Source organism: Pseudomonas sp. GX19020 (assembly GCF_023371075.1).
Lineage (GTDB): Bacteria > Pseudomonadota > Alphaproteobacteria > Rhodobacterales > Rhodobacteraceae > Pseudogemmobacter.
Window position 1 is genome coordinate 1 of the sequence record NZ_JAMCCR010000028.1, and the last position, 18,836, is coordinate 18,836.

Annotated in this window: 17 protein-coding genes; 7 read left to right on the plus strand and 10 right to left on the minus strand. The window is 56.9% G+C overall.

The genetic code is table 11. The features are described from left to right. The coding region (locus M3484_RS23005) for a Mu transposase domain-containing protein (protein WP_502942504.1) at window positions 1-871 on the plus strand (871 nt) is incomplete at its 5' end. Beyond that, window positions 871-1,599, plus strand: a complete 729-nt coding sequence (gene istB, locus M3484_RS23010) for an IS21-like element helper ATPase IstB (protein ID WP_028714057.1) — start codon at window positions 871-873, stop codon at window positions 1,597-1,599. The genes M3484_RS23005 and istB, both read left to right, overlap by 1 nt. Window positions 1,600-1,665: 66 nt before the next feature. Here istB and M3484_RS23015 read toward each other — a convergent pair whose 3' ends face one another. The 6 genes from M3484_RS23015 to M3484_RS23035 all read right to left on the minus strand — a co-directional run bounded on the left by M3484_RS23015 (window position 1,666) and on the right by M3484_RS23035 (window position 6,929). Continuing rightward, window positions 1,666-2,253: an AAA family ATPase gene (locus tag M3484_RS23015; protein ID WP_249499426.1), complete on the minus strand. Its 588-nt coding sequence runs from the start codon at window positions 2,251-2,253 to the stop codon at window positions 1,666-1,668. 698 nt (window positions 2,254-2,951) lie between these two features. Then, window positions 2,952-3,848, minus strand: coding sequence for a helix-turn-helix domain-containing protein (locus M3484_RS24090; protein ID WP_502942506.1), 897 nt, complete (start codon window positions 3,846-3,848; stop codon window positions 2,952-2,954). A 132-nt stretch (window positions 3,849-3,980) separates the two neighbouring features. Next, window positions 3,981-4,706 (minus strand): amino acid ABC transporter ATP-binding protein, encoded by a 726-nt coding sequence (locus M3484_RS23020; protein ID WP_249499427.1) that lies wholly within the window; start codon window positions 4,704-4,706, stop codon window positions 3,981-3,983. Continuing rightward, the gene (locus tag M3484_RS23025; protein WP_249499439.1) at window positions 4,699-5,352 is read right to left on the minus strand and encodes an amino acid ABC transporter permease; all 654 of its coding nucleotides are present in this window, start codon (window positions 5,350-5,352) and stop codon (window positions 4,699-4,701) included. Before M3484_RS23025 ends, M3484_RS23020 begins: the two co-directional genes overlap by 8 nt. A gap of 22 nt (window positions 5,353-5,374) precedes the next feature. After that, window positions 5,375-6,037, minus strand: coding sequence for an amino acid ABC transporter permease (locus M3484_RS23030; protein WP_249499428.1), 663 nt, complete (start codon window positions 6,035-6,037; stop codon window positions 5,375-5,377). A gap of 73 nt (window positions 6,038-6,110) precedes the next feature. Then, window positions 6,111-6,929 carry a transporter substrate-binding domain-containing protein gene (locus M3484_RS23035; RefSeq protein WP_249499429.1) on the minus strand — a complete coding sequence of 273 codons (819 nt, stop codon included), beginning with the start codon at window positions 6,927-6,929 and terminating at the stop codon, window positions 6,111-6,113. A gap of 384 nt (window positions 6,930-7,313) precedes the next feature. On the opposite strand from M3484_RS23035, the gene hisD reads away from it, so the two are divergent. The 3 genes from hisD to M3484_RS23050 all read left to right on the plus strand — a co-directional run bounded on the left by hisD (window position 7,314) and on the right by M3484_RS23050 (window position 11,458). Further along, on the plus strand, window positions 7,314-8,624 hold the full coding sequence (hisD, locus tag M3484_RS23040; protein WP_249499430.1) for a histidinol dehydrogenase: 1,311 nt from the start codon (window positions 7,314-7,316) through the stop codon (window positions 8,622-8,624). Between the two features lie 157 nt (window positions 8,625-8,781). Then, window positions 8,782-10,236: an aspartate ammonia-lyase gene (aspA, locus tag M3484_RS23045; protein ID WP_249499431.1), complete on the plus strand. Its 1,455-nt coding sequence runs from the start codon at window positions 8,782-8,784 to the stop codon at window positions 10,234-10,236. A 538-nt stretch (window positions 10,237-10,774) separates the two neighbouring features. Beyond that, the gene (locus M3484_RS23050; protein WP_249499432.1) at window positions 10,775-11,458 is read left to right on the plus strand and encodes an imm11 family protein; all 684 of its coding nucleotides are present in this window, start codon (window positions 10,775-10,777) and stop codon (window positions 11,456-11,458) included. 18 nt (window positions 11,459-11,476) lie between these two features. Here the strand turns inward: M3484_RS23050 and M3484_RS23055 are convergent, their stop codons facing one another. The 4 genes from M3484_RS23055 to M3484_RS23070 all read right to left on the minus strand — a co-directional run bounded on the left by M3484_RS23055 (window position 11,477) and on the right by M3484_RS23070 (window position 16,806). After that, a complete protein-coding gene (locus M3484_RS23055) occupies window positions 11,477-11,773 on the minus strand; it encodes a hypothetical protein (protein ID WP_249499433.1) in 297 nt (98 codons plus the stop codon). A 331-nt stretch (window positions 11,774-12,104) separates the two neighbouring features. Beyond that, window positions 12,105-12,821, minus strand: a complete 717-nt coding sequence (locus M3484_RS23060; RefSeq protein WP_249499434.1) for a DUF6892 domain-containing protein — start codon at window positions 12,819-12,821, stop codon at window positions 12,105-12,107. A gap of 447 nt (window positions 12,822-13,268) precedes the next feature. Beyond that, on the minus strand, window positions 13,269-15,575 hold the full coding sequence (locus M3484_RS23065; protein WP_249499435.1) for an AAA family ATPase: 2,307 nt from the start codon (window positions 15,573-15,575) through the stop codon (window positions 13,269-13,271). A gap of 280 nt (window positions 15,576-15,855) precedes the next feature. Continuing rightward, window positions 15,856-16,806, minus strand: a complete 951-nt coding sequence (locus M3484_RS23070) for a COG2958 family protein (protein WP_249499436.1) — start codon at window positions 16,804-16,806, stop codon at window positions 15,856-15,858. Between the two features lie 277 nt (window positions 16,807-17,083). Between M3484_RS23070 and M3484_RS23075 the strand changes: the two genes are divergently transcribed. Continuing rightward, complete coding sequence (locus M3484_RS23075) at window positions 17,084-18,214, plus strand: IS110 family RNA-guided transposase (protein WP_249499437.1); 1,131 nt, start codon at window positions 17,084-17,086, stop codon at window positions 18,212-18,214. Between the two features lie 364 nt (window positions 18,215-18,578). After that, window positions 18,579-18,836, plus strand: a 258-nt coding sequence (locus M3484_RS23080) for a transposase (protein WP_249499438.1), incomplete at its 3' end; no start/stop codon positions are given.

Sequence of the window (18,836 nt, forward strand, 5' to 3'; positions counted from 1 at the left end):
AGAGCGTCTCTACAATCGTCGGTTCCTGCAGATGGCCAGCCATTATCTGGTCGAACCCGTTGCCTGCACCCCTGCTGCGGGTTGGGAGAAAGGCCAGGTGGAGAGCCAGGTCGGCACTGTCCGTCAGCGGTTCTTCGCGCCCCGCGTCAGGGTCAAGAGCTACGAGGAACTGAATGCCTGGCTGCTGGACAAGTGCATCGCCTCGGCCAGAACCAGCAAGCATCCGGAGCTGACGGACAAAACCGTCTGGCAGGTCTTCCAGGAAGAGCGCCCACACCTTGTTCCCTATGCCGGGCGCTTCGACGGATTCCATTCACTGCCTGCGGCGGTGTCAAAGACCTGTCTCGTGCGCTTCGACAACAACAAATACTCCGTCGCGGCAACGGCTGTCGGGCGGCAGGTCGAGATCAGGGCCTATGCTGAGCGGATCGAGATCCGGCAGGAGGGTCGACTGGTCGGAGACCACCCGCGTCACTTCGGCCGGGACCGAACAGTTTACAATCCCTGGCATTATGTGCCTGTTTTGCTTCGCAAGCCCGGGGCGCTGCGTAACGGCGCACCGTTCAAGGACTGGGTTCTTCCCGGAGCTCTTGAACAGATCCGCCGCAAGCTGCAGGGCTCCTCAGATGGCGACCGCCAGATGGTGAAGGTCCTCGGCGCTGTGCTGACGGAAGGGATGCCTGTGGTTCAAAAGGCATGTGCCGAAGCTCTGTCGCAAGGCGTCCATTCTGCCGATGTAATCCTCAATATTCTATCCCGCAGGCGAGATCCGGAACCACCACCGCTTCTGCTGACCTCTCCGGCCTTGCAGTTGACCCATGAGCCTGTGGCGGACTGCGCCCGTTATGATCTGCTGCGGAGGGCCTGCTGATGGATCGTGCTGACATCATGGCCGCAATGGGCGAGTTAAAGCTCTACGGGATGCGCGCCGCTTATGACGAACTCATGGCGGTGGCTGTGCGCCGCCAGCATGAACCCCGCCAGATCGTTGGAGACCTTCTGGCCGCCGAGATCAACGAGAAGAAAGCGCGGTCGGTCAAATACCAGATCACCACCGCCAAGCTGCCCTATGCCCGGGAGATCGAGGAGTTCACCTTCGATGACACCCCGATCAACGAGACCCTGGTGCGAGATCTGGCCAGCGGGGAGTTCCTCAGCCAACAGCGCAATGTCGTGCTGGTTGGCGGCACGGGGACCGGCAAGACCCATATCTCTGTAGCCATCGCGCGCGCGGTCATCCGCAATGGTGCCCGGGGCAGGTTCTTCAATGTCGTCGATCTGGTGAACAGGCTGGAGGCCGAGGCCCGTGCCGGACGGGCGGGCCGGCTTGCAGAACATCTGATGCGGCTCGACTTCGTCATTCTCGATGAACTCGGATACCTGCCATTCGCGCAGTCCGGCGGCCAGCTACTGTTCCATCTGGTCAGCAAACTCTACGAGCAGACCTCCGTCATCGTCACCACCAACCTGGCATTCGGCGAATGGCCGACCGTCTTCGGGGACGCGAAGATGACCACCGCGCTGCTCGACCGGCTCACCCACCACTGCGACATCGTCGAGACTGGCAACGACAGTTGGCGCATTAAAACCCGAGCCTGAATGCCCTCCGAAACGCAGGCCCGCGTCGGCTGCGCAAGCTGGAAAGCTACGCCGCCACGGGCCTGCTCACCCGCGCGCCACAGGGGTCACTTTTGGACGCCGATCAGGGGGCCCGTTTGGATGCCGATTGACATTCAGGTGTTCCAGGACGAACTGGACGCGCCTCTCGACCGGCAGCCTCGGAAGCTCAACAAGCCGATATCCGAAACGGGCGTAAGTTTCAGCCATGACCATGCCGGTCTCCTCGGCCTCTTCTTTATCCTGCTTGCGTTCGGCGTCCTGCCCGAAAATGTCATCCCAATATGGGGCGATGAAAACCTTCCTGTTGTAGCGATATGTATTCGCGGCAGCCTCCACATGGGCGGGAATGGGAAGGCCACATAACGTAAGATAGCCGACGACATCCGGAACACCTCTGTCCATGAGAACCGGCCTTTCAACCGCAGATGCCTCATGCCACGACCGTAACTCCCATCCGAGCATGAGCTCGGCAAACATGGCTCTGTCTGCCCAAGGCAAGGCAGTTCCACCAATCTGGACCTGATCGCGAATGATCGCCCGCCCTGCTTCGGGCATAGACACAACCCCCCTGTCGTGCAGGGCGTTGATCAGAGTAGTCTTGCCCGAACCGGGGCCACCGGTCACGACAAACATATGGTCACACATGCGCCATCCTGGTTTTGGAAGAAGGGGAGAACGCGCAGGATTCGACCATGCAGATACGGTTTGATGCGCGCTTCTGTAGGCTAGCGTTTTCGGCCAAAGTTCGCAACGACCTGCGAGCAAAATGCTGCTGCAGAGCAAACGGTAAGTTCTGCACTCAGTTGTCCCAGTACCACTACAGGTCAGACTAGGCCGGCCCTTACCGGACGGTCGACCTGGAAAATGCTGCTCTGCCGCACTCCTGGAAGCAGCCGTTCGTCTTGCTCCGCAGCGAACACCCGGCCAAGATGGCAGCTATGCGGGACAAAGCTGCCGTTTGCACGTGCGGCAGAGCAATACACAAAATCTACACCAAACTCACCCGCTGGGCGGAAAAGCCGTCTGATGGCGGCGCGACATGGCAGTTGCGGCAAACCCGGCCGAGCGGCCGTTCTGGCGGAACTCCAGCGAGATCGCCGTCTGATCAGACCTGAGGGCGGTGCAGCGCAGCAACCGCAGCAAACCACACAACACATCCGCGGCGCAGCGATCACCCTGCTCTGCAGGCTATTGCCAGACGCTAGAGCAGAAAATAACTACACTCACTGCATGGGCAAAAGATCGAACGCACTGCAACAAATGCATACTGCTAAGTGCACAAGCGCACTTCGCTATAATATCGCGATTTGCACAAATATAGCCATGTAGACCTACAATATAATCATGTCACGCTTGCGATTCAGAAAGTCAATAATCTCAAAGGGTATGCCTGGATCATTCTCTTCTAGAACGGTCGCCCTCTTTAGATGTTCGCGTCGAATCAAGCCCTGTGACCGATGATGTAAGGCAACTCTCGTTGCGAATGGCGGGCGCATCATAGTTGCGGCAATCCCAGTGGTTACGCCAAATAGAAATTTGTGCGAAGATCGAGGCTGCGAACCGAAAATTGATAATGTTATTTCATTCTTCTTCACACTCTCAAAATCTATAGAGTATATTCTGTCCACAAGCGGAAGAGTTACTCCATGATATTTAAATATGTATTCGGTTTTATTTGGATTGTCTCTGCTCGGAAATCTCTCAGCGTAGTAATGGAGCAAAAGCGGTCCCCTGCGATAGACGCAGAACGCCGCACGGAGAATCTTACCGGGGTAAATACTCGAATAATGATACCGATCGTAGCATCCGACGAACCTATCTGTAACGACAGGGTCACTTGTAATAAGTGCCTCGAGCAACCCCCTACTCTTAGGAGCTCGCCGAAGATGGTCCAGAACCGCAGAATAGTTTCCCTCCAGAAGCGTAACAAAATCCGCGTGAGGCATTTCCAGAGCCACCGGTGATGTGCCGAAAAACGAGGCAATCTTCCGTAGATTTGATGAAGATGGCTGATGCAGGCCGGACAAATACTTATTAAACTGCTGCCGATTTATTCCCGTCGATCTGCAGACATCAGATACTGAGCGCTTCTGTTCGCACAGAAATCTAAGATTCCGAGCTAAGTCCCTATTCTCGCTGGAATGGATCATGTCAGGTCTTGCCACTCGCTGGTTTGTCTCGGATGGAACTGCGTCACTTTGCGCAAAATCTATCCAAAACTCGACCATGTCTCAACAGCGTTTTGTGACCGATCCGTCAACCTCGCACCTGAGAATGCGCTCAAGCCTAAGCAACTAATTTACATTGAAAAAATGAACGAGCCGACATTCTGCCGGCTCGCATGAAGGTTCTTGGCATGCCTAACGAGCACTCGACTGAACGAAGGCGCGCGTCTCCTCCCTCAAAGGGTTGCCGAAAATCTGCTCCGGAGCACCGATCTCATGGATAAGCCCCTTGTGGAAGAAGGCAACCCGATTTGAAACCTCGCGTGCGAAAGACATTTCGTGCGTCACGACGATCATCGTCATACCTTCAGACGACAGCATTCTCATCGTGTCCAGCACCTCACCGACAAGCTGTGGGTCCAGCGCAGATGTCACCTCATCGAACAACATGTAGTCTGGCGACATCGCCAGAGCACGCGCAATCGCCATCCGTTGCTGCTGCCCACCGGAGAGCTTACTCGGATATACATGAAGTTTCTCAGAAAGTCCGACGTGACGAAGCTTCTCGGTTGCAATCGCTTCGGCTTCGCTCTTGCCTTTCCCTAAAACTTTCCTCGGTGCGATCATCACATTCTCAAGGACAGTCAGATGGGGAAACGCGTTCCACTGCTGGAAAACGATACCGATCTTCTGACGCAACTTGTTCAGGTTTGTATTCCGGGCGTGAACGTCGATATCATCAACCAAGATTCGCCCGGCGTTAATTGGTTCAAGCCCGTTGATGCACATCAGCAGGGTAGATTTTCCAGATCCGGATCCTCCAATCAGTGAAAGTACTTCACCCTTCTCGACCGTCAGAGATACCCCCTTCAGCACTTCAACATCGCCGAAGGATTTGTGAACATTCGATATTTCAATCATTGGTCTGCCACCGTTTTTCCAGACGAGCTCCCAGGCGAGAAATCGGGAAGCTGATAGCGAAGTAGATCAGGCCAGCAATGAACAGGACGAACATCGGCTCCTGAATTCGGGTAACGATCGTTTGCGATGCCCTCAGGAGTTCCATTATCCCAATCCAGCTGACAAGTGCTGTGTCTTTCATCACACTGAGCGCCAGCCCTATCCAGCCAGGGAAGGATGTGCGCAGTGCGATAGGAGATGTGATATAGACAATGTCCTGCGCCCACGTCATGCCGAGCGAACGTGCTGCCCTTCGGGTCGAGAGCGGTACCGATGAGACACCTGCCCTCACGATCTCAGTACAATAGGCCGCCGTGTAGAGCCCGAGCATTACGCAGGCGATAGTGAAAGGCGACCAATTGAGACCGATAACCGAGCGAAACGAGTTCGCGAGCACAAATTGAATCAGGAGCGGCACTGAGCGAAAGACATCGAGGACTGCCCCGAGCGGTAGATTTATCCATACCGGAGCGCTTGCCCTGACAAGGCCGAGGAAAACGCCGGCGACCGTTCCTCCGATGACGGCAAATAGTGTGATATTCAGCGTCATTGCCGCGCCCTGTATCATGAAGACAAGGTCGCGTTGGGTTAGCGCTGTATTGAAAATTCCGTCGAGCATCGCTTTCCCCTCAGTATCGGAACAGCCGCCACGCAAGCAAACGCGAGGCAATGATCACAATTTTGGCCAGAGCGTAGTAAAGCACCGCAGCAGCGACAAAGAATTCGAATGTACGGAAGGTCTTCACATTGAAGTCCTGAGTTACGCCTGTGAGGTCACTGTTCAGACCAACCACCACACCAAGAGACGTGAGCAGAATTGACCAGACCATCTGATTGGTCATTGGATAAAAACTGACTCTCATAAGCTGGGGAAATATGATCAGACGGAACCCCTGAACAGGACCCATACCGAGTGACCTCGCGGCCCTCATTTGCGTTCCGGGAATGGCGCGCAGGCCGCCGCGGAATGTTTCGGCCATATACCCGGCATTGTTAAATGTAATTCCGGCAAGAAGTGCTGCAAAACTTCCCATGTGTATCCCGAGCGATCCCAGACCGAAATACGCCATATATATCTGAAGAAGCGCCGGTGTATTGCGCGCGACTTCAATCCATGTAGCGGCGGCGAACCGCACAGATGCAAACCGGGATTTCCCCGCAACAGCCAATACTACGGCCAGCACAACGCCTATAAGCATTGACAAAACCGCAATCTGCAGGGTGACGAGCGCACCCTGCATTATATCCGGCAGCGCTCGCAGCACAGGCTGCCAGTGGAATGTGTAGTTCATTTTTGACTTGCCCAAGCTGCCCCGGACGAGCTCGGCGGCAATCGTACCGCCGAGCTCCCGGGAAGATCACTGATCAGCGGTAGACGTTCGGCACTGTCAGCGAGGCGGGCTCGCCGCCAATCCACTGGCGGTACAACTCGTCATACCGACCGGTGCGAACTTGCTGGTTGATGAACAGATCCAGGTAGTTGAGCAGGCCGTATTCGCCCCTCGGTGCCATCAGGCCAACGTAGTCAATGACATAGGGAGCGTCACCGACGACGGTGAAGCCCGGGTTCTGCTCAACAGCGGCTGCAGCAAGTGTCGACGGAAGAACCGTTGCCACGATTTGTCCTTGGCTCATCGCGAGGTAGGTATCAGCCTGCGACTGGAAGCCCTTGTATTCCCCACCTGAACCGTCAGCGGTCCACTGAGTGACATCAGCTTGCAGTGCGATGCCCTCCGCTGACCCGGCAGGCGTGCCGACGACTTTGCCCTTCAGGTCGTCATAGGTTGTGATCCCGGCATCGGAGCGGGCCAGGATGACCGAGGTGAACGCAAAATACGGCACGGTGAAGCCAATGGTTTTTGCGCGCTCCAACGTGTCCGAGGCCGAGGCGACAGCGACGTCCGCTCGGCCCGAGAGCAGCGCTGGAATGCGATCAATCAGCGGCGTTTCAACGATTTCTGCAGTTACACCCAAGGCGGCGGCGAGATCATTACAAGTATCAACGTCGAAACCGACAGGCTCGTGCGCCTCGTTCCGGAACCCCATCGGGGCGAAGTCAAGCATCACTGCACAGCGCAGCACGCCTGCAGCGATGATATCGTCCAGTTTATCCGCCATCGCCGCACCTGCGGAGACGCCGACGCAGACTGTGGACACCGACAGAATCTTTGCAAACCGTTTCATTGTTGCTCCCCGTTTTTATAAGTTGATCGGGGCAGCATCCTTGCAAACGCCCAGTGGTGACAATTTCGCACCCCAGATTTAACTGGCGCACCAGAAGGCAGGAAGTGCGTCATATTGCGCAATACTTGATGACCTTCTTGCCAATGAATTGCTGCGAATGACGCAGGAGGCATGACACCGGGGAACGCTGTGATGGCGAGGGTTGAGACTTACACCCCCCATCGTGCGTCAAGTTGCGTCAGGATTCTTGTCCCTGCGCAATTGCCCGCTGTTGTCACCCAAGGCAACATACTCATGGGCTTAAGGCTGCGGGAGAACCCGAACCGGCAGCCACATGCTGGCGCACCGGCGAAACGCCCGGGCTTTACAAAGAGGACAACTGCATTGAGCAAGCATCTTAAAACTGCCCGGATGTCGCAGGGCAGCCAGACACCGGCTGCAGTCACAGACGCTGTCGAAAAACTCCTGGCCGAGGTCGCCAAAGGTGGTGACAAGGCCGTGCGCGAACTGAGCATTCGCTTCGACGGGCTGGATCGTGAAAGCTATCGCCTTTCGCCCGAAGAGATCGCCGAATGCGTCAACAGCCTGACCGCCCAAGAACGCGCAGACCTGGATTTTGCACAGGATCAGGTCCGCAACTTCGCCCAGGCGCAGCGGGAGACCATTCTCGATCTTGAGATCGAAACCCTGCCCGGTGTTGTTCTGGGCCATAAGAACGTCCCGATCGAAAACGTCGGCTGCTATGTTCCGGGTGGCAAATATCCGCTGCTTGCCTCCGCCCATATGACCGTCCTGACGGCAAAGGTAGCTGGTTGCCGCAGGATCATCACCTGCGCCCCGCCTTTCAAAGGAGAAATCGCCCAAAAGATCGTCGCAGCGCAGCATCTCGCGGGAGCAGACGAGATTTACTGTCTCGGCGGCGTCCAGGCCATTGCTGCAATGGCAATGGGCACCGAGACCATTACGCCGGTAGATATGCTGGCCGGACCGGGCAACGCCTATGTCGCCGAGGCCAAGCGCCTGCTTTTTGGTCGTGTCGGCATCGATCTGTTCGCCGGCCCTACCGAAACACTGGTGATCGCGGACGAAACGGTGGACGGTGAGCTGGTTGCGACTGACCTACTCGGGCAGGCCGAGCACGGTCCAAACTCCCCTGCGGTGTTGATCACGAATTCAGAGAAACTTGCGCGGGACACCCTCGCAGAAATCGACCGCCTCCTCGCAATCCTTCCGACCGCCGAAATCGCGCGCAAGGCATGGGAAGACTATGGCGAGATCATTCTCTGCGACAGCATCGAGGAGATGGTCACCGAAGCTGACAAGGTAGCCTCTGAACATGTTCAGGTGATGACGGCAGATCCGGACTACTTTCTCAAGCACATGACCAACTATGGCGCGTTGTTCCTCGGCGCCCGCACCAACGTTGCCTTCGGCGATAAAGTGATCGGGACCAATCACACGCTGCCGACACTCAAGGCCGCACGCTACACGGGCGGACTTTGGGTCGGTAAATTCTTGAAAACCTGCACCTACCAACGCATCCTTACCGACGAGGCTTCCGCAAGGATCGGTGCCATTGGCTCCCGTCTTTGCCATATGGAAGGTTTCATCGGCCACGCCGAGCAGGCCAATATCAGGGTGCGGCGCTATGGCCGTCGCAATGTCGAATATGGCGCGGCGGTTACCGTCGAGTAATAGCCCTCCCTGAGGGGCATCAAGTGGCCCTTGGGGCCATGCGCTGCCCCGTAGGCCGCCCGCACAACTCAACACGCCGCGCCTTTTTCCGCCTGAGGCGCGGCGGCACAACGCTTCATCAGACGCTGTTCGTCTTCACCTCAAAAGGGCCATCTCTATGTCTGCGCCTGACGCCACCTGCCCTGATGCCTCCATCGAACCCTTTCGTACCAGGCTTGAGCATGACCTGATCGGCGACCGCGACGTCCCCGAGGTGGTCTATTACGGCGTTCACACGTTAAGGGCGGTGGAAAATTTCCCGATCTCAGGCCAGCGCCTGCTGGATACGCCGGATCTGATCGTTGCACTCGCTGCAATCAAGGAAGCGGCGGCAGAGGCCAATATGGAGTTGGGGCTTCTTGAGAAAAACCTCGGCGGCGCAATTATTGCGGCATGTCGCGAGGTCCGGTCTGGCGCGTTGCGTGATCAGTTCGTGGTGGACCTGATCCAGGGCGGCGCCGGAACCTCCACAAATATGAACGCCAATGAGGTCATCGCAAACCGGGCGCTGGAACTGCTGGGCCATGCCCGCGGTGACTACCGACACCTGCACCCCAATGAACACGTCAACCTGAGCCAGTCGACCAACGACGTCTATCCTACCGCGCTCAAACTGGCAGCCTGGGTGGGCACTGCCCGACTTATCACTGCCATGGGGTCGCTGCGCGAGGCTTTCGCGGCGAAATCTGTCGAGTTCGCTGATATTCTGAAGATGGGCCGGACACAGTTGCAGGATGCGGTTCCGATGACGCTCGGTCAGGAGTTCGGAACCTACGCGCTGATGCTTTCTGAAGATGAGCAACGGCTCTCCGAGGCGGTCCAGTTGATCCGCGAAATTAATCTGGGCGCGACCGCTATCGGCACCGGTATCACCGCACATCCGGATTACGCGGCAACAGTTCGCGCCAAACTCTCGGTTATCACCGGTGTTGACCTAGTCACGGCCCCGGACCTGGTGGAGGCCACCCAGGATTGTGGCGCATTCGTCCAGCTCTCTGGCGTGCTCAAGCGCGTTGCGGTCAAACTTTCGAAGACCTGCAACGACCTTCGACTTCTCTCCTCGGGCCCACGCGCAGGATTCAACGAGATCAATCTGCCCGCCCGTCAGGCCGGCTCCTCCATCATGCCCGGGAAAGTAAACCCGGTTATTCCGGAAGTGGTCAACCAGGTCGCTTTCGAGGTCATCGGGAACGATATCACCGTCACCATGGCGGCCGAGGCTGGACAGCTTCAACTGAACGCGTTTGAGCCCATCATTTTCTACAGCCTCGCACGTTCCATTGCGCATCTGACGGCCGCCTGCCGAACCCTGGAGGTTCACTGTGTCAAAGGCATCACGGCAAACCGGGATAGGTTGCGCGGGCTGGTAGAGCAATCGATCGGCATCGTCACCGCACTCAACCCCTACATCGGCTACCAAAACGCCACCGAGATTGCGCTTGAAGCGCATCACAGCGGGCGTGGCGTCTACGAACTGGTGCTTGAGCGTGGGCTAATGCCGAAAGAGCAGCTTGATGCCGTGTTGCGCCCCGAAATGCTCACCCGCCCTCAACCTCTGCTGCCGTCAGGCTGACGTAAGTCGCGTTCAAGTTGAGCCCAATTTTCGAGAACCCCGCCGGCAGATCGCCTTCTGTTTTGTCAGCTTTGTTCATCTCAGGGCTCCCTCGTGTTTCGCGCAACAATCTAAAGGCGTAACTCAAAATAAGGGTAGATTCCGCTCCAAAGTACACGACTTTCGGCGAATCTTCGCGGTGGACCCGCTTGCGCCTCTAATCGAGAATAACCGCTATGTCCTGCATCGCTGACGCTCCGCCGCCCCAATTGCTGCGCCTCGCGTCCAATGGTCGGTTCGGGGAATGCCGCCGCGCAGCACCTGCGAGGCTCGACAGGCGGCTTTCGGGCTCCGAGCAACATGCCGCGCCACAGCAACTGGCAGGTTCGGGCCTTCGACCTTCCCGCCGCCCCACGGCAGGCGGGCGCGGCCCTGAGCCGCCGGTCGAACTAGACATATGGTGCATGGCCGCATTCCCGAAAGGGGCCGGTCGTCATGCGCCGCAGCAAACAGCCACCCTGATTGAAGGTGGTGCAGGGCGAAGGGCCGTTGACAGAGTTTGTCCGACCTGCTCTCCAATCCATCGATTGCCTCTGCTCGGGTTTCCGTCGTGACCATGTATCGGGTTGATGTTTCGCTCGTCGCAGCTGATCGAATTGGCGCACATATCTGGCCGCCAGACGGTAAAAGCCCATCCGATGAGGACGTAGAAATGTTCTCGTTCAGCCCGAGCCTGAACGGTGCCCGCGCTCTGAATGATGCCGAGGTGTCGCTGCTACAACGATCTCGGATTGAACTGATGCAGAAACCTGCGAGGCCCCTGCACAGTGCAGGAATTCACAAGAATCTGATGGTAGTCAGCTCAGAATTCGCGGCTCTGACCGAGGAGTTGGCACCGGGTCGGCACCAGTTCGTGCCATTGGCGGATGTCTCTTTCTACAACGGAGAGCAGACTTCACCGGACCGATACGTCGCCGCGCTGATCATGGATTACGCGCCGACCGTGGATCTGGAGAAATCCCGGATCATGCGCACCTACCTCCCGCACCTGGACAAGACTTCCATTCGACTGTCAGCTACCTATCCCGTGCAGCGGGTTGTCCGCGCTGAGACGGCCTCTGGGCGCAGCCTTTGGGCAGATGAGGTAACGGGAGCAATCTTCTGCACCGATGAATTTCGTAAGCGAGCGAAAGCCCTTGATGGCAAACTGGGGCTGGATTTTGGGGTTTGCACCGAGGTTTAACCAAAGCCCATGGGCGGTTCAGAGAGTGTTAATTCCCGCGAACAGCAACCACATCCACCCGGCGGATGCCAAGACGACATAGCGCAGCCAACCAGCCACTTTTTTACCCCGTCGTCTATTATTGAGATGGACCGGCCATAGGACGAAGCAGCTGATAGTAGGTGTCGCCAGCAACATCAAAAACATCGCTGCTTTTCCGAGCGTGGACAGAGGAGCAGGCTCGGTGGTTCCCAGCGGAGGCTTCAGCAGATCCGCGAACAGGACAACCAGAAGAGCGATACTCGCTGCCAGCGCTAAAGTTGCTGCCACGTCCAAGCATTTTTCGATCCTTGACTGTAGGTCCACCAATGTCGTCTCCCTCGGAGAGATCATAATTCAGTTCACGACCGGCAGCTATGGGCTTCGAGCAACATGCTGCGCCACAGCAACTGGCAGGGTTGGCGCCCTCAACCGTTTCGCTCTCCACGGCTGGCGAGCCTCGGCCCATTGCTGCCGGTCGAGCCTCGCCTGCGCTGCGCGGCAGCATTCCCCGAACCGGCCATTGGAAACGGGGCGCAGCATTTCGATCTGCGGAGCGTCCGTGATCGCGGGACAAAGCGGTCACGTGCGGTAGAAGCGAAGACTATCTGCCACAGGACGCGGGCAGCTACTCAAACGCTGGGGGGCGTGCACGATGACTGACCCAGTGCACCCAGACACGCACCCCCCGGTGCTTCAGGTCCTCCATCACCTGTCGTGTTGGATGGCCCGGCTGCATCACCTCGGCATAAACACTATCGTTGAGAATACTGACGCTTTTGAGTGCCTGAATGTCACGCAGGGCAGGAAGGTTGATGACCTCAACACCAATTTCAAGATCAGCAAGGTGCACCAAGGGCGTTAACAGTCCGATATCTACCGAAGGCACCATTGAGACGATACTCAATTGGCGAATATTGGAGCAACTTTCGATCCCTTTCAGGCTCTGGACATCGAAAATATCGTCTTCACCATCCCAGAAGTGCCAGATATGGTGATAAATGGAACTTCCACCATCAAGATTGAGCGTATCGAGTGAGCCGAGCATTTCGGGCGTGAGCGGATATCTGGCAAGATAGTCGTGCACCTCCGGAACCGGACGATACCCTTCACGCTCGTAATCGAACCCGTCGCCAACCAGATGTCGCGCGAGTTGGGGTGGCCTGCCCAAATTGATGACCCCATCGTCCACCAACGCAGACATTACGGCGAGCTTGAAGTTGACATCCGAAAAAGGCGCGCCCGGCGGGTCTTCCGGCGCGGGATAGTGCGCCCGGTCTGCAATTCCTGTGGTCGGGAAGCCGAGAGCAGCTCCGCATCCGACCATGAACACCCTCCGCTGCATTGATCAATCCTTGTTCCGATACTGCCAGGCAGCATAGGTCAAGATCGCGAAGATGTCAGTTTTTTGCCCGGCCCCGCCATTTCGCGACCTTGCTTGGCAAGTGTCCTGCGGCAAAGTCGCACGTCCGGTTGCGGAAGACTGGCAATTGGTCAGTAGCCTGGGTGACTGGTGGCCAGGGGTGGCGTCATCCGCTGAAGCACCGAGCGAGAACGCCACGCTGCAGCCTGCATGAGTGTCCGTAATGGTCTCACGAGCGGCATGCTGCGCCACAGCAACTGTCAGGTTTGGCGCGCCCAACCGTCTCGCTCGCCGCGACAGGCAAGCGCGGCCCTTTGCTGCCATTCACGCTAGGCGCAGCGGATGACTCGTCCCAGCACATTGCTGCCTGTCGCCCTAGGCGAAGCAAGCCCCCATATCCTGCCTTGAGTGGCAGAGCACGGCGGACTTTCAGTCGGCGACCGGTTTCTTCACAATTCGCAGCATCGCATCGTAGTGCTTTCCGTCACGTTCCCGAATATATTTCATTGCGCCATTTGCCGCACGGTGGCTCTCTTCGACGGTAAGCGCAGGAAGTGAATTCACAGCCTCAATGTCGCCATGGGACTCAATTTGACAAACTCGCTCAAGCTGGTTCATTTCCGCCTGATCTAACCCCTTAATTCTCCCAGAATCGTCAAATAGCGCTTCGGCGAAACTAGCTTTGTCTGGTGCAGCGAATGCCGTGAAAATCTCCAGAAGTTTTCGGATCGCGTTGGGCAGCAGATACAGATAGTCGGTGCTCCGCTTGTCCGAAGCCTCGAACACGATGGAGAAAAGGTACTGGTATTCTGAGTCGTACTTCGCCAAGTGCGATGGCATCTTCACCAGCGCTGATTTTCGACTGCCTTTTCCATCGTCGCGGCAATCCACGAAAAGCAGCCCTTGAGGAACCGTATCCGCAAAGTTGACCCCTCGGAAGAAGGCTCGCTTCGCCATGTGCATGAGCTTGAGATTATGGGTCAACAGTATGACCTGCGCGACACGTTTGGTGTGCTTCTTAATCAGGCCGAACGCGTAGGTCTGGGCATTGCTGTCGAGGCTCGACACCGGGTCGTCGATTACAACAACGAGCTTCTTCTTGTCGCGACCTTCGGCCCCAAATTGAGTTAGGAAGAAACAGAAGGTGAGCGCGGTTTTCTCGCCCTCGCTGAGGTTCTGCGCGATCGAGCCATCCGCGCGAACCAATTGATACCCATCGTCCTTGGCCTCCAACCGGATGGAGCTATGCCCAAGGTATTCGTGAAGCAGTTTGTTAAGCTCGTTGGCCGCAACTCCATGTTTGCGAATTGCATTACGCAGCGTTTCCGCCTTGTCTTGCAGTTCTTTAACCGTACTTTGTGATTTCTGAGCTTCTTCTTCCGCATCCGCCGCCTTGCGTTTCAGCTGGCGGTATGAAGCTTGCTCGGCGAATAGCACATGCGCCTTGAGTGCGTTGGCGGCGGCGTCTTTGCGCTGCCGAAACTGATCATTGATGGAATTGTGCTCACTGATAACAGTGAGAAAACGGTTCTTGGCATCAATGAACCTAGCTGACCAGTTAACATCCAAGATATTGGTCACGTTGTCGGTAACCGTTTGGCTTTCCATAGGGTTCCGCTGGCGTTGAACAAGCGATTCTTGCAGCTCTTTTATGGCCGTCCCAGTTGAAATAACCTCAGCCCGAAACCCCTTTTCGGCCTCGCCGAAGCCTTTGGCTAGAGTGGGTTGAACGGCTGCCTGCGATGGAAATCCCTCTAACCATCCTCTGAGCAGAGAGCGTGACCGCCCGCACCATTCAATAGCCGCTGTGACCGCGTTTATTTGCTCCTGCCAGCTCTCGCTGAACAGCGCCGCCAAAGTCTTTCCTCGTTGGTCTGATATCGCATTGCCACAATAAAGGCATGACACGAGATGATTTTCTTCGTGGTAATGGTGGCCTTCAGCTACCCACCCCAACATGCTGGGGTGGGTAATGAGGTCAGACGAAAGCTGCGCAGAAAAGTCCCGCTGAACTAGGTCATAAGCACTTCTTAACTCGTCCCGAAATCCCTCGGGTAGTTCAAATGCTAAGTCAATTTTCGGGAGAGGATCGGACTGACGAATGATCGCGCGGTACTCGTCAATATTGTTCTCCACGACATTGTCTCGTATAGTGAACTCTCTTTCTGCGTACTCGCGGTCGACATTTCCTCTATTGAATTGCTGAGTGTAGCCAGCACCTCTGGCTTCGCGCACGCGTCCGCCTATCTCGGTGCCTTTATCCTTATATCCTTTTTCAGCCGTTTCTTGCCATGTCTTGGCTGCGCGAGCTTTGGCCGAGGCGGTTTCCAAGTCGGCTTCTAGCTGGCGAAGCTCGTGCACCTTTTCAATGTTGTCTTCGTCGATATGGAAGATCGGTAACGCCGAACCTTTGTCCCATTGGAAGTTGCGTAAAATGAAGTCCGAGTTGAAGACCAGAAGGTGGTTTCCAAGCGGATGCCCAAAATCGACGTCGGTAGCTATAGTTCCGTCGGAGAACTTGGCCTGAAATTTCGCGCGATCATCAAGTCCATTGGCAAGCGAAGTTGCTTCCAGCGAAGAAAAGATGCGGGACAGGCTGGTCTTTCCTGATCCATTGAAGCCATAAACAATTGTTTTTCGTGCGAAATCGGCATCAGGGCTTTGAGGTTTGTGGTCGTTCCAAATACCTACGCCAGTGATCTGAACAAGGTTCTCTACAAAAATGCTTTCTGGCATTACTCTACCGCCATATTTTCTTGCGATCATAAAACAGGAAGATGCTTGCACATATTACGATGCGTTGACAACATATCCATGTCGGCTGGCTGAACAGGATTCAGGAAAATTTTACGGGGGCCGGACAGAGGATAGCCGGATCGCGGGCAGGCCTTGCCGAGTCTGCTCATGTGCCGGGCAGGGTCAGGCCGGGCGCGGCTGCAACCCCGCCTCTCACGCCGGAAAAGCGCTACGCGGGCCATTCTGGCCCGCGGCGTGGCTTCGCTCGTCCTTGCAAAGGTCATATTCCGCTATAATCCCAGTCCTGCGGGCGTATGTCTTTGGTCTGGTAAAATTGCCGGACAAGGTTCAGGTAGTCTGTAAAGTCCGTGCTGGATGAGGCCAAACGGTTGGCGCTATTCCAGTCAATCTCCGTTCGTTCTTTAGCGGGGATAAGAATTTCGCTCTCGCTGGGGTTCTCAGGGTCCAGCCGGATCAAGCCCACACCGTGCGTTCCTGACAGAACACGCAATTCGCTTAAGGTCTCGCTGCTCTGAACCTCTGCTGCGACGAGGTAAGGGAAATTCGCCCACGATGAATTGCTGACGGTTTGAAAGAATGACTCTCGCACGTTCGAGCGATTCAAAAGGAGCTTCACTTCAAAAGAGTATAGCTTTGTGCGCGTCTCTGAGCTGGCCGAGACGCACTCAATCACCGCGCGTTCCCAGCTCGAGGTTAAGTCCTCAACGCCAACAAGGTCAGGATAGAGCCACTTATTCCCATCAGGACCATATTGTTTGCGAGAGCGTTTCTCATCAATGCGCTTTGAATAAATACTCAATTCATTGAAAAGGAACTCTGATAGGATTGGGTAAAGATCAGCCTCAAACAATTTGGCTGAATATTTGTCGTTTCCTGCAAGGGTCGTGATTTTCTCGACTGCCTCGACCTCTGCCGAGTCTGTTTGGTTAGAGTAATAATATTTGCGAGGACGTTCCTCCGTTGTCTTGATGCCTAGTCGGCTCTCAAGCCCTTTGCGCTGTGCGCCAATCTCAGCGACAATTTGCTGCAACAAAGCTTCATCGCTATCAAGCGGAATTTTTGATGCTCTGCTACGCATACGCTTATCTTCGCAGGCGTCAGAGTATTTCTGCATGATGAGCGTGGCTATTTCACGGGCGGTAAGGCGTTGCCCAGATAGCTCTCTTAGGACCGCCGGAACGAATTTTGTGATGGAGAATTTTTCGAGCAAAGCGAGTTCCAGCGATGAAGTGCAGAATGATTTCGATTAGCATATGAGACGCGGCCCATTTCTATCAAGCGTCTTAACGCGCCTCGCGGGCGGAGCGTTGGTACTTGGGGGATGATGTGCGGTGGACTGGTGTGGCGGCTGCGGCTGGCTTCTCGACCTAGACCCCATGATCGCTGGACGAGTTTACTAGGTCGGTGGCCTCTCCCGCGGCATTCTCTGTTCGAGGGTTGCGCCAGATTGGCTGGCACCGAGCCTCAAGAATGGGGGGAGAGACCAGTTGGAACATAGCACGTTTATCGGGCTGGACGTCCATAAGGCAGCGATTTCCATTGCCGTTGCCCAAGGCACGCGTGGCGGTGAAGTTCGGCATTGGGGATCCGTGCCGAACCGACCAGACCAAATCCGTAAGCTGGTGGAGAAGTTGGCGGCAGGCCGAACGCGGCTTCACTTCTGCTATGAGGCTGGACCCTGCGGCTATGGACTTCACCGCCACCTTGTCGAGATGGGGCATGACTGCATTGTGGTCGCGCCCTCGCTGATTCCAGTCAAGGCGGGGGATCGGGTTAAGGCGGACCGCCGCGATGCTCTTATGTTGGCGAAGCTGCACAGGGCGGGCGAGTTGACGGCCGTCTGGGTGCCGGATGCGGCGCATGAGGCAATGCGCGATCTGGTCCGCGCCCGGGCAACAGCGATGCGGGTGGCGGGCAAGGCGCGCCAGCATTTGCAGGGCTTCCTGCTTCGCCACGGCCGAATTTATCCCGGCAAGAAAGGCTGGACCGGAGTCTATCGGCGTTGGCTCTCGTTGGTGAGGTTTACGCATCCGGCGCAACAGATCGTCTTGCAGGATTACATCGACGCGGTGGCTGATGCCGAGGCACGGGTCGAGCGGCTGACGGGCCAGATCGCCGATCTGCTGCCGCAGTGGAGCCTCGCCCCGGTGGTTGCGGCGGTTCAGGCGATGCGTGGTGTGGGCTTCATCGTTGCGGTGACGGTCGTGGCCGAGGTCGGCGACTTCCAGCGTTTCGACAGTCCACGTCAGTTGATGGCCTATCTGGGGCTGACCCCATCGGAGCACTCCAGCGGTGCCAGTGTGCGCCGGGGCGGGATCACCAAGGCGGGCAGCGGGCTCGCCCGGCGCGCATTGATAGAAGGGGCGTGGAGCTACCGGATGCAGGCAAGGATCAGCGTGAAGCTGCTCGCCCGGCTTGAGGCACTCCCCAAGCTGGTGCGCGACATCCCCTGGAAGGGCCAGCTCAGGATGTGCCAGCGCTACCGGCACCTGATTGCGGCAGGAAAGGCCAAGGTCGTGGTCGTGACGGCGATTGCGCGCGAGATGCTGGGCTTCGTCTGGGCCATAGCTCGGGCGGTGGCGACACAACCTGCCGCGCCGCGTGCCACGGCTGCTTGAGAAGGAAAGGAAAGACCGCTTGGATCAGGCCGGTGTGCAGGTCTGGGGGCGGAACGCGGTGGGGAACCCTCGTGCCCTGTTATGGGCCGACACAGTCGATGCCCGATCTCTAGACCGAGGCAGCCCCAGGACGTAACCACGGTCATGCGGTAACCAACCCGCGCATGAGAGCTTGCTCAACCGTCGTCTCAGTTCCGCCTCCTGCCATGCACATCCACACCCAAAAGAGCCGGCCGAGCCGGATTAAATGGCGTTGAATAAAGGGTTGACTGCGATCATGAGAACAGGCCGCTGATTTAGTCGGGCCTCGACGCGGGAATTGGAACATGCTTCACCCTGAGCATCGCGATGCTGGGGTGAGAAGATGCGTGGAGCGGATGAGACGAGCGGATCGCTGTTCAGCTACGTGGACCTTGAGGATCGGATCCCGGCACGCCACCCTCTTCGCAAGATCCGGCAGGTGGTCAATGACGCGCTCGCCAGCCTCGATGCCGAGTTGGAGCGGCTCTACATCGACTTCGGGCGGCCCTCGATCGCGCCGGAGCGGTTGATCAGGGCCAGCCTGATCCAGATCCTCTATTCGGTCCGGTCCGAACGGCAGTTGATGGAGCAGATGCAGTAC

Coding starts and splice junctions, on each gene's coding strand:
- aspA (WP_249499431.1), top strand. CDS start 8,782: ATGTCTGCGCCTGACGCCACCTGCCCTGATGCCTCCATCGAACCCTTT.
- M3484_RS23015 (WP_249499426.1), bottom strand. CDS start 2,253: ATGTTTGTCGTGACCGGTGGCCCCGGTTCGGGCAAGACTACTCTGATC.
- M3484_RS23065 (WP_249499435.1), bottom strand. CDS start 15,575: ATGCCAGAAAGCATTTTTGTAGAGAACCTTGTTCAGATCACTGGCGTA.
- istB (WP_028714057.1), top strand. CDS start 871: ATGGATCGTGCTGACATCATGGCCGCAATGGGCGAGTTAAAGCTCTAC.
- M3484_RS23020 (WP_249499427.1), bottom strand. CDS start 4,706: ATGATTGAAATATCGAATGTTCACAAATCCTTCGGCGATGTTGAAGTG.
- M3484_RS23060 (WP_249499434.1), bottom strand. CDS start 12,821: ATGCAGCGGAGGGTGTTCATGGTCGGATGCGGAGCTGCTCTCGGCTTC.
- M3484_RS23035 (WP_249499429.1), bottom strand. CDS start 6,929: ATGAAACGGTTTGCAAAGATTCTGTCGGTGTCCACAGTCTGCGTCGGC.
- M3484_RS23030 (WP_249499428.1), bottom strand. CDS start 6,037: ATGAACTACACATTCCACTGGCAGCCTGTGCTGCGAGCGCTGCCGGAT.
- M3484_RS24090 (WP_502942506.1), bottom strand. CDS start 3,848: ATGGTCGAGTTTTGGATAGATTTTGCGCAAAGTGACGCAGTTCCATCC.